We start from the raw sequence: 11,426 nt of genomic DNA, 5'->3' as shown, positions 1-11,426 counted from the left end.
AGCGCGATGGAGAGTAAACGTCTGGACAGTGCCGCGCAGGCGGCGGGAATTAGCCTCAGTTACATCAATGCGCACGGCAAACCGCAGTCTATTGGTGCGGACACCAAAAGACGTTTGCTGGATGCCATGCACAAAACCGACGCGAAAGCGTCGGGTGCGCCGGTGCCGAACGTCAAGGTCTTTACCGCAGGCAAAAAGATGCCGCTGGCGGTGGAAGGGCGCGGCGAGTTCAGTTGGCTGCTCACCACCGAAGAGGGGCATCAGCACAAAGGCCATGCCACCGGCGGCAAAACCCTCAACCTTCCGGCGAAGCTGCCGGAGGGCTACCACACGCTTACGCTGACCCGGGACGACCAGCGTTTTCACTGTCGGGTGATTGTGGCGCCAAAGCGCTGCTATGAGCCGCAGGCGCTGCGTGAAGGCAAAAAGCTGTGGGGCGCCTGCGTGCAGCTCTATACCCTGCGTTCGGACAGCAACTGGGGCATTGGTGATTTTGGCGACCTGAAAAAGATGCTGGCATCTGTTGGTGAGCGCGGCGGCGCGTTCATCGGCCTCAACCCGATCCACGCCCTCTATCCGGCGAATCCGGAAAGCGCCAGCCCGTACAGCCCGTCTTCCCGTCGCTGGCTGAACGTGATTTACATCGACGTTAACGCGTTAGACGATTTCAAAAACAGCAAAGAGGCGCAGGCGTGGTGGAAGCTTGAGACCACGCAACAGCTGCTGAAACAGGCCCGCGATGCGGACTGGGTTGATTACGCCTCCGTTACCGCGCTGAAAATGGCGGCTCTGCGTCTGGCCTGGAAGGGCTTTGCGAAGCGTGACGACGAGCAGATGGCAGCCTTCCGCCAGTTTGTGATGCAGGAAGGTGAGAGCCTTTACTGGCAGGCAGCGTTTGATGCGCTGCATGCGTATCAGGTTCAGGAGGACGAGATGCGCTGGGGCTGGCCGGTGTGGCCGGAAGCCTATCAGTCCGTTGATACCCCGGAAGTGAAGGCATTCTGTGAGACGCATGCCGACGAGGTGGATTTCTATCTCTGGTTGCAGTGGCTGGCGTACAGCCAGTTTGCCGCCTGCTGGCAGGTGAGCCAGGGCTATAACATGCCGATCGGGTTGTATCGCGATCTGGCTGTCGGCGTGGCGGAAGGCGGGGCGGAAACCTGGTGTGACCGTGAACTTTACTGCCTGAAAGCTTCTGTGGGGGCGCCGCCGGATATTCTGGGCCCGCTCGGTCAGAACTGGGGCTTACCGCCGATGGATCCGCACGTGATGACGGCGCGTGCCTACGAGCCGTTTATCGACCTGCTGCGCGCTAACATGCAGAACTGCGGTGCGTTGCGTATCGACCACGTGATGTCCGTGCTGCGCCTGTGGTGGATCCCGTACGGTGAAACGGCTGACCACGGGGCGTACGTGCAGTATCCGGTGGACGACCTGCTCTCAATCCTCGCGCTGGAGAGTAAACGTCATCAGTGCATGGTGATTGGCGAAGATCTCGGTACCGTGCCGGTGGAAATTGTCAGCAAGCTCCGCGACAGCGGGGTTTACTCCTACAAAGTGCTCTATTTTGAAAACGACCATGAGAAAACCTTCCGCGCGCCGAAAGCGTACCCTGAACAGTCAATGGCAGTCGCGACGACGCATGATCTTCCTACGCTCAGAGGCTACTGGGAAAGCGGCGACCTGACGCTCGGCAAAACGCTGGGTCTCTACCCGGATGAAGAGGTTCTGCGTGGGCTGTATCAGGATCGCGAGCTGGCGAAGCAGGGGCTGCTGGATGCGCTGCATAAGCATGGCTGTCTGCCGAAGCGCGCCGGGCATAAGGCGTCGCTGATGTCGATGACGCCAACGCTTAACCGTGGCTTACAGCGCTATATTGCCGACAGCAACAGCGCGTTGCTTGGTCTGCAACCGGAAGACTGGATTGATATGGCGGAGCCGGTAAACATCCCCGGCACCAGCTATCAGTACAAAAACTGGCGCCGCAAGCTGTCCACAACGCTTGAAGCGATGTTCGCCGATGACGGGGTGAACAGGTTGATTAAGGATTTGGATAAACGGCGAAAAGCAGCCGCGAAGAAATGATAAAAAACCCGCCAGTGGCGGGTTTTTTATTGCCCGGTGGCGCTAACGCTGACCGGGCCTACGTGCATTAAGTAGGTCGGGTAAGGCATAGCCGCCACCCGACTTAATACATCAAACCACCATATTCAACAGCAGCACCCCGACCAGACCGCACACCGAAATAATGGTTTCCAGCGCGGACCAGGACTTGATGGTTTCACCGATGGTCAGGTTGAAGTACTCCTTGAACAGCCAGAAGCCCGGATCGTTCACGTGGGAGAAAATCACGCTACCGGAACCAACCGCGATAACCATCAGCTCAGGGCTGACGCCCGTGGTCGCAATCAGCGGCGCAACGATACCGCCCGCGGTAATCGCCGCAACGGTCGCAGAGCCCAGCGCGATACGCAACACCGCGGCAATAGACCATGCCATCAGCAGCGGGGAGACGTTGGTTTCATGCATCATGGCCGCGATGTATTTATCCACGCCGCTGTCGACCAGCACCTGCTTGAACGCGCCGCCACCGCCGATGATCAGCAGCATCATGGCAATGATTTTGATGGAAGAGGTCAGCGTGTCGTTGATCTGATCCATGGAACGACCACGGTTAAGACCGAAGGTGAACATGGCGATCAGGACCGCAATCAGCGTCGCCATCACCGGGTCGCCCAGGAACTCCGCAACGGACAGGAACGCGTGACCTTTCGGCAGAACCATCTCTGCTATGGCACGCATCGCCATCAGGATCACCGGTACCAGTGAGGTCCAGACGCTGACGCCAAAGCCTGGCATCTCTTCTTCAGTAAAGGTTTTGGCGCTGTACAGCCCTTCCGGGATAGGCTTATCAATGCCTTTCAGGAAGCGCGCATACACCGGGCCTGCCAGAATCACCGTCGGGATCGCCAGAATCGTACCAAACAGCAGGGTTTTACCCATATCGGCATGGAAGATGGTGGCGATAGCCGTTGGGCCCGGATGCGGCGGCAGGAAACCGTGGGTGACGGACAGCGCCGCAGCCATCGGCACACCCACGAACAGCAGCGGGATGTTGGCGGCAGCGGCGATGGTGAACACCAGCGGCAGCATCAGCACGAAGCCCACTTCATAGAACAGCGCGAAACCGACGGTAAAACCGGTTAACACCACCGCCCATTGAATGTTCTTCTTACCAAATTTGTCGATCAGCGTGGTGGCAATACGCTGTGCGCCACCGCAGTCCGCGAGCATTTTACCGAGCATGGCGCCGAAGCCCATGATCAGCGCCAGGCTGCCGAGCGTACCGCCGACACCGGCTTTAATGGAGCTGATAACTTTAACCAGCGGCATTCCCTGCATCAGACCGACTGCAAGTGCCACCAGAACCAGAGCGATAAATCCGTTCATTTTGAAGCGGATCATCAAGAGCAGTAATAACACAACACCGATAGCGACGATGACTAATGGCATGATTGACCTGGCCTTTGAATTGTTATGGGTAACGTCATTGTTTCAACGACAAATTCCGGTTGTCCCAACTGGGAACAGAGTGTTAACGGCACTCATACTGATGCCTGCGAAAACGTTAAGTTTAGTCGGCTGTTATAAGGGTGTTGAGTGCCCACGAGAATGATACGGGTAACATGCGGTGATTGAGAATCACCCAGGGAGGCAAAATTTGAATTATGAGACGCAGGTCAACATACAGAGGGGGAGGCAAGAAAAAGTAGGCCCGGTAAGCGCAGCGCCACCGGGCAATACAGACGGGTACTGAATCAGTAGTAAGAGTGCTCGCCGCGCTGGTGCTCGGTCAGATCGCGCACGCCTTTCAGTTCCGGGAATTCGTTCAGCAGCTGCTTCTCGATCCCTTCTTTCAGGGTTACATCAACCATGGAGCAGCCGTTACAGCCGCCGCCGAATTGCAGAATCGCCAGACCATCTTCGGTGATTTCCATCAGGGAAACACGTCCCCCGTGGCCGGCCAGCTGCGGGTTGATCTGCGATTGCAGCAGATATTCCACACGCTCCATCAGCGGGGCATCGTCAGAGACTTTACGCATCTTCGCGTTTGGCGCCTTCAGCGTCAGCTGAGAACCCAGCTGGTCAGTGACGAAATCAATCTCCGCATCTTCAAGATACGGCGCGCTCAGCTCATCAACGTACGCGGTGAGCTGTTCAAATTTAAGGGCAGTGTCAGTTGCTTCCACAGCATCCGGAGGACAATAAGAGACACCACATTCTGCATTCGGAGTGCCTGGATTGATCACAAACACGCGGATCTGCGTCCCTTCTTCCTGATTTGCCAGCAGTTTGGCAAAGTGCGCTTGTGCAGAATCGGAAATACGGATCATAGCTTTGGCCTAATAGTTGACTAAATTACCTGGGTATAATCATACGCCCATTGAAGAAGGGCTACAAGGTACGGCACAGACACCATACCTGAACTGACGCGGCGCCGCTTTGCAAAAGCAGTCGGGAAAGTTCAGCCACGGTACTGCCCGTGGTGACGACATCATCCACAATCGCGATATGGAGGCCGTTGACCGGCAATTCAAGGCGAAAGGCGTTTTTCAGGTTCCTTTTGCGCGACCGGGCGTTGAGCCGGTGCTGAACGGCAGTGGCATGAGTACGTTTCAGCGCAGAGGCTGGGTACCGGCAACCCAGCCAGTGGGCGAGCGGACGGCACAGCAGGTCGCTCTGATTGTATCCCCGCCGCCAGTGCCGACGCTGAAACAGTGGCACGTTCACAAGCGTGTCGACCGGCGGCAGCCCGCGCGTTCTTCGCGCCTGTAATACCGCCAGTAACAACAGGCGTGCCAGGGGCTGCGCCAGTGCAGTCTGGCTGGAAAACTTAAACTGATGAACCAGACGACTCAGCGGCAAAACGTAATCATCTACCGCCACCAGCGCGCTCCACGGCGGCGCTTTTTTCAGGCAACGGCCGCAGGGGAGCGTCTGGCTTACGGCAGGCAAGCCGCATTGCGGACAGCCCTTCAGGTAACCCAGTGCTCGCGTGCAAACGGAACAGACGCCCCACGCGCGCATCGCAAGTGGCATTCGGCATAGCCAGCACAAGCCGGGCACTGTTAGCATACGCAACCTCCATGTGAAAAAAGAGAACGTTAACTGATGAAGACGCTGTGGTGGCAGACCGTTGGGACGGGAAATTGTCATCTTGTGCTGCTGCACGGATGGGGACTGAACGCCGAAGTGTGGCGTTGCATAAGTGAGGAACTGGCCTCGCAATTCACGGTACACCTGGTGGATCTACCGGGCTATGGCCGCAGCCACGGCTACGGCGCGATGACGCTCGACGACATGGCGGAGCAGGTTCTGGAAGCGGCGCCGCAAAAAGCCGTCTGGCTCGGCTGGAGCCTGGGCGGGCTGGTGGCAAGCCAGATTGCGCTGCACCATCCTGCACGGGTCCAGGCGCTGATCACCGTTGCCTCATCACCCTGTTTCAGCGCCCGCGAGGCGTGGCCGGGCATCAAACCTGAGGTGCTGGCCGGGTTCCAGCATCAGCTGAGCGAAGACTTCCAGCGGACGGTGGAGCGTTTCCTGGCATTACAGACGATGGGAACAGAAACCGCCCGTCAGGATGCGCGGACGCTGAAGCAGACGGTGCTTTCTCTGCCGATGCCGGAGGTTGAGGTGCTGAACGGAGGGCTGGAGATCCTGAAAACGGCCGATCTGCGCGAGCCGCTGGCGTCGTTAACGGTGCCACATCTGCGTATTTATGGCTATCTGGATGGACTGGTTCCGCGCAAGGTGGTTCCGCTGCTGGATGCGCTGTGGCCGGAGAGTAAATCAATGGTGGTTGCCAAAGCGGCACATGCGCCGTTCATCTCTCATCCTGCTGAGTTTTGTTCGGCGCTGTCCGGTTTTATCAGCGAAGCGTCCACCACTCCCTGAGACAGGCTTTACCTTCAGGACAACTCTTACAACTGCCGGACAGACAACCGTCCGGCTCTTCCTGAATGCGCACGGCTTTCCCCATGGCCTCCAGCCTTTCCAGCATGGCATCGATCATCGGCTGCGGCGTATGCAGGCTGAGGCTGAGCTGCTTCGCCTCCATTCGCCCCTGTAACGCCAGTAAGTCACGAACCTGAATCAACGATGCCATCTTTCTTCCCCTTAGTGACAGTCGCCCGCAGGGCTGCTACAGCAGGTCGTCGGGGTTTTGCGCGTTGCCAGCAGGTTAACGTCAACGCGGCTACGCGCCCGGCGCAGCAGGCCAATCACCATCACGTTAAACAGGATCACCGCGAGGATACAGACCAGGCTGTAGCGCGGATGCTGGCTGTAATTGACGGCCTGATAAAACACGGTCGCCAGCGAGTAGGCAATGTTCAGCCCCCACAGAATGGAGAAGCCCATCCAGCCGCGGCTGGACTCACGGGCAATGGCGCCCATGACCGAGATGCACGGAATATAGAGCAGGACGAAGATCAGGTAGCTGTAGGCCGCCGACGCGCTGCCAAATTTCTGGCCCATCACGCCCATTGCTCCGGTCGCCATTTCGCCGTCGCCTTTGCTGGCTTCAATCGGGTTCGCCAGTACGCTCAGGCTGAAGGTGTCTTTCAGGCTCTGCCAGGTTTCTTCCACCGCGCCAAGCAGTTCATCGCCGAGGTTGAACGCTGTCGGATTAAACTCCTCTTCCTGGATGTTTTCCGCGGTGTAAAGCGTGTTCAGGGTGCCGACAACCACCTCTTTTGCCATCGCGCCGGTGAACAGGCCCACGGTTGCCTGCCAGTTGTCTTCCTGAACGCCAATCGGTTTGAAGACCGGCGTAATGATCCGGCTGACGGAGGCCAGGGCAGAGTCATTAATGTTGTCCGCGGCCTGGCCGCTCAGAGTGAAGCTGTTCAGGGCGCTCAGGAAAATGCTGACCACCACAATCACCTTACCGGCGCGCAGAACGAAGCCCTTCAGGCGCTGCCATGTCTGAATAATCAGGCTTTTCAGATGCGGAACGTGATAAACCGGCAGTTCCATCACGAACGGCGACGCTTCGCCACGCATGATGGTGTGCTTCAGCATCAGGCCGGTGAGAATAGCCATCACGATACCCAGCACATACAGGGAGAAGACGGCCAGCGCTCCTTCCTGACCAAAGAACGCCGCGGCAAAGACCGCGAAGATCGCCAGCCGCGCGCCGCAGGACATGAACGGCGCCATCATGATGGTCATCAGGCGTTCGCGCGGGGCATCCAGCGTACGCGCGCCCATGACTGACGGCACGTTACAGCCAAAGCCGACAATCAGCGGCACGAAGGATTTGCCCGGCAGCCCCAGCGCCTGCATCAGGCGGTCCATCACGAAGGCGGCGCGCGCCATGTAACCGGAATCCTCAAGGAAGGAGAGGAACAGGTACATCATGCCGATCTGCGGCACCAGCGGCAGGACGGTATTGATCCCGCCGCCGATCCCCTGCGCAAGGAAGATGGTCAACCATTCCGGGAAGTGGAGGGTGTAGCCCAGCCACTGAATACCGTGCACGAAGATAGCGACAGAGCCGCCATCAAAGATAGGTTGTAATGCACCGCCGATGTTAATGGCGAGCAGGAACATCACATACATCACCAGTAAAAAGATCGGTAAACCGAGGAAGCGGTTGAGCACAATTTTATCCACGGCGGCGGTGAAGCGGCTGGGTTCAGCGGTTAATGCATTGCTGACCACGTCACAGATAGCGGCGATGGCCTGATAGCGCGCATCCGCAATGTGCAGGGCCGGGTCATCCAGCTCGTCGCTAAGGCGAGCCTGTGCGACATCCAGCTTATCCGCCGCATCGCCTGCGTAGGCGCGGCTGTAGATATCGCCTTCCAGCATTTGCAGGCCAAGCCACAGACGTTGTCTGGCGGGCATGCTGTTATCCATCTCCTGCGCCAGCTGCCCGGCTTCGCGCAGCAGCGGCTGGGCGTAGTGCACCAGTTCGACGTCGGCATTGCCCGTGTGGCGGTCAATCGCCAGCTTCAGGGCGTCAATGCCGCGAGCGCGGGTGGAAACCAGCGGAACCACCGGGCAGCCCAGACGGGCGGAGAGGGCATCGACGTCGATGCGCAGCTTTTGCTTCTCCGCGATGTCGAGCATGTTAAGCGCCACGATGCAGGGAATACCCAGCTCCAGCAGCTGTAACGTGAGATACAGATTTCGTTCGAGGTTAGAGGCATCCACCACGTTGATAAGCAGATCCGCGTCGCCGCTCAGAATATAGTGGCAGGCAATTTGCTCATCGAGAGAGGTCTGGGATGAAATCGTGGTGAGGGAATAGGTCCCCGGTAAATCAACCAGCGTGACCTGATTATCTGTCGTGGTGAACTGGCCTTCTTTGCGTTCAACCGTCACGCCTGCCCAATTTCCCACACGCTGGCGTGCGCCAGTTAACTGATTAAATAAGGTTGTCTTGCCGGAATTAGGATTGCCAATTAAGCCAATAGTTAATTTTTTCATTGTAGTAGACTCACTGAAACCGCTGGCTTGTTAACGGGATAAAGATTCAATTTCAATTAATGCGAGATCTTTTTTACGCAGAACCAGATTAACGCGTCGGGTTTCGATATGAACTGGATCGCCCAACGGCGCAACGCGCACAACCTGGAATGATGAGCCGGGTAGCATGCCCAGTGACAGGAGCTTCTGCCGATAGGCCGGGCTTATCTCACGGGTAAAACCGATAATTTTCCACGCACTGTCTGGAGTGAATTGCATAGCGCCTGATTCCACGATAGGTTAAATAATCTACACTGCGATGATAATGAGAATAGTTTTTATCAGCAATAATAAAAATGTGACGGGATGTTGTTAATCGTATTAATTTGCGGTCTGCTTGACCTTGCTCAATATTTTCGAAATTGAGGTGAAAATAAAAAGAGGGCTATTTGTTAATGAGGTGATAATTCGTGGTTTAAATATGGATACAACATATTTATTTTAATTCCCTGCGGCCTGCTTGCCGGGCGGCACTGCGTTTGCCCGGCCTACAAAACCGTAGGCCCGGTAAGCGTCGCGCCACCGGGCATTTACAGCATTAGCGTTTCTTACCCATCGCCGCTGCCAGCGCATCCATCATCGCGCTGTTGCCCGCCGGCTGTGCGTCACGTCCGCGTGGCTTCGCGGCTTTCGCTGCCGGACGCTGCTGTTCACGGCCACCGCCATTACCGCCACGGCGCGCGTTAGTGTCGCCCGGCTGCTCGTCCAAACGCATGGTCAGGGCAATACGCTTGCGCTGGAGATCCACTTCCAGCACTTTCACCTTCACGATGTCGCCCGCTTTGACCACGGTGTGCGGATCTTCAACGAACTTGTCGGCGAGGGAAGAGATATGCACCAGACCATCCTGATGCACGCCGATATCCACAAATGCGCCAAAGTTGGTGACGTTGGTTACCGCCCCCTCCAGCACCATGCCCGGCAGCAGGTCGTTCATGGTTTCTACGCCCTCAGCAAAGGTCGCGGTTTTAAACTCAGGGCGTGGATCGCGGCCCGGTTTTTCCAGCTCTTTGATGATGTCGGTGACCGTCGGCACGCCGAACTGTTCGTCGGTGAAATCCACCGCTTTCAGGTTACGCAGCGCGCTGCTGTCGCCCATCAGGTCTTTCAGCGCCTGCCGGGTGGCGGCCAGGATACGCTCGACAACCGGATAGGCTTCCGGGTGAACGGTAGAGGCATCCAGCGGGTTATCGCCGTGGTTGATGCGCAGGAAGCCCGCGCACTGCTCAAATGCTTTTGGCCCCAGACGGCTCACCTTCAGCAGCTGCTGGCGGTTCTGGAACTGACCGTTTTCATCACGCCAGGCGACGATATTCTGCGCCATCATACGGGTCAGGCCCGCCACGCGGGTCAGCAGGGGCACGGAAGCGGTGTTCAGATCCACGCCAACGGCGTTAACACAGTCTTCCACTACCGCATCCAGCTTACGCGCCAGCTGCGTCTGGCTCACGTCGTGCTGATACTGGCCCACGCCGATGGATTTCGGGTCAATCTTCACCAGCTCCGCCAGCGGATCCTGCAAACGACGGGCGATAGAGACCGCGCCGCGCAGGGAAACGTCCAGATCCGGGAACTCCTGCGCTGCCAGTTCCGAGGCGGAATAGACAGATGCCCCCGCTTCACTGACGATCACTTTCTGCGCCGTCACTTTCGGGAACTGCTTCTGCACGTCGAGATAGAAACGTTCAGTTTCTCGGGACGCCGTACCGTTACCGATGGCAACCAGCTCAACGTTGTACTTCTCGCACAGCGCGGCGACGACGACAGCCGCTTTCGCTGCCTGACCGGTGTGCGGGTAAATGGTGTCGGTGGCAACCAGCTTGCCGGTGCCGTCAACCACGGCCACCTTCACGCCGGTACGCAGACCCGGATCGAGACCCATGGTGGCGCGCAGGCCAGCTGGCGCCGCCATCAGCAGGTCGTGCAGGTTACGGGCGAAGACGTTGATCGCTTCGTCTTCGGCGCGCTCGCGCACGGTGCCCATCAGCTCGGTTTCGAGGTGCATCAGCACCTTGATGCGCCAGGTCCAGCTCACCACGCCTTTGCGCCAGCTGTCCGCCGGGGCGTTGTTCAGGCGCAGGCCCAGATGGTCGATAATGATCTGCTCGCAGTGGCTCTCTTTTGGCGGCTCGTCAAACTGTGGATCGGCATTCAGGGAGAGTTGCAGCACGCCTTCGTTACGGCCGCGGAACATCGCCAGCGCGCGGTGAGACGGCGCGGTAGAAATGGGTTCGTGGTGATCGAAGTAGTCGCGGAATTTCGCGCCTTCTTCCTCTTTGCCGGACACCACGGTGGAGACGATATGCGCGTTCTTCCACAGGTAATCACGCACTTTGGCCAGCAGCGCCGCGTCTTCGGCGAAGCGCTCCATCAGAATATAGCGCGCGCCGTCCAGCGCGGCTTTGGTGTCCGCTACGCCTTTATCGGCGTCGATAAATTTGGCGGCTTCGGTTTCCGGATCGTGAGACGGCTCGTTCCACAGCAGATCGGCCAGTGGCTCAAGGCCGGCTTCGATCGCAATCTGCCCGCGCGTGCGGCGCTTCGGTTTGTACGGCAGATAGAGGTCTTCGAGCTCGGTTTTACTCAGGGTACCGTTAATGGCTTTTTCCAGGTCACTGGTCAGCTTGCCCTGCTCGCCGATAGATTTGAGGATCGCCTGACGTCGGTCTTCCAGCTCGCGAAGATAGCCCAGACGGGTCTCCAGGTTTCGCAGCTGCGTGTCATCCAGACCGCCGGTGACTTCCTTACGATAACGTGCAATAAACGGCACGGTGTTCCCTTCATCAAGCAGGCGAACGGCAGCTTCTACCTGTTCGGCTCTGGCCTGAAGTTCACCCGCAATAATGCGGCAGAGCGACTCTTTCATCATGGTCAGTTCATCTTGTGGATCG

At 57.9% G+C, this 11,426-nt stretch carries 9 protein-coding genes; 2 read left to right on the top strand and 7 right to left on the bottom strand.

The annotated features are described in order from the left end of the window. Positions 1–6 precede the first annotated feature (6 nt). Positions 7–2,085 carry a 4-alpha-glucanotransferase gene (gene malQ / locus AC4OVU_RS20475; RefSeq protein WP_048973144.1) on the top strand — a complete coding sequence of 693 codons (2,079 nt, stop codon included), beginning with the start codon at positions 7–9 and terminating at the stop codon, positions 2,083–2,085. A 111-nt stretch (positions 2,086–2,196) separates the two neighbouring features. Here malQ and gntT read toward each other — a convergent pair whose 3' ends face one another. The 3 genes from gntT to gntX all read right to left on the bottom strand — a co-directional run bounded on the left by gntT (position 2,197) and on the right by gntX (position 5,136). Then, positions 2,197–3,513, bottom strand: a complete 1,317-nt coding sequence (gene gntT / locus AC4OVU_RS20470; protein WP_017384145.1) for a gluconate transporter — start codon at positions 3,511–3,513, stop codon at positions 2,197–2,199. A 305-nt stretch (positions 3,514–3,818) separates the two neighbouring features. Beyond that, complete coding sequence (nfuA, locus tag AC4OVU_RS20465; protein ID WP_003861601.1) at positions 3,819–4,394, bottom strand: Fe-S biogenesis protein NfuA; 576 nt, start codon at positions 4,392–4,394, stop codon at positions 3,819–3,821. Between the two features lie 61 nt (positions 4,395–4,455). Next, positions 4,456–5,136: a DNA utilization protein GntX gene (gntX, locus tag AC4OVU_RS20460; protein WP_110292650.1), complete on the bottom strand. Its 681-nt coding sequence runs from the start codon at positions 5,134–5,136 to the stop codon at positions 4,456–4,458. Between the two features lie 36 nt (positions 5,137–5,172). Here gntX and bioH point away from each other — a divergent pair, with 36 nt between their 5' ends. Continuing rightward, the gene (gene bioH, locus AC4OVU_RS20455; protein WP_047731219.1) at positions 5,173–5,955 is read left to right on the top strand and encodes a pimeloyl-ACP methyl ester esterase BioH; all 783 of its coding nucleotides are present in this window, start codon (positions 5,173–5,175) and stop codon (positions 5,953–5,955) included. Here the strand turns inward: bioH and feoC are convergent. From feoC to AC4OVU_RS20435, 4 genes are all read right to left on the bottom strand, one after another. After that, positions 5,930–6,166 carry a [Fe-S]-dependent transcriptional repressor FeoC gene (gene feoC, locus AC4OVU_RS20450; RefSeq protein WP_017384148.1) on the bottom strand — a complete coding sequence of 79 codons (237 nt, stop codon included), beginning with the start codon at positions 6,164–6,166 and terminating at the stop codon, positions 5,930–5,932. The genes bioH and feoC overlap by 26 nt on opposite strands. A gap of 11 nt (positions 6,167–6,177) precedes the next feature. Continuing rightward, positions 6,178–8,496: a Fe(2+) transporter permease subunit FeoB gene (gene feoB / locus AC4OVU_RS20445; RefSeq protein WP_110292649.1), complete on the bottom strand. Its 2,319-nt coding sequence runs from the start codon at positions 8,494–8,496 to the stop codon at positions 6,178–6,180. 30 nt (positions 8,497–8,526) lie between these two features. Continuing rightward, positions 8,527–8,754, bottom strand: coding sequence for a ferrous iron transporter A (feoA, locus tag AC4OVU_RS20440; protein ID WP_015571441.1), 228 nt, complete (start codon positions 8,752–8,754; stop codon positions 8,527–8,529). Positions 8,755–9,073: 319 nt separating this feature from the next. Further along, entirely contained in the window at positions 9,074–11,404 is a 2,331-nt protein-coding gene (locus tag AC4OVU_RS20435) for a Tex family protein (protein WP_015571440.1), read from the bottom strand. Positions 11,405–11,426: the final 22 nt, after the last annotated feature.

It is taken from the genome of Enterobacter sp. 6722112 (genome assembly GCF_058661685.1).
The sequence above is the reverse complement of the archived record's forward strand: the minus strand, read 5'-3'. Positions and strand labels throughout refer to the sequence as shown.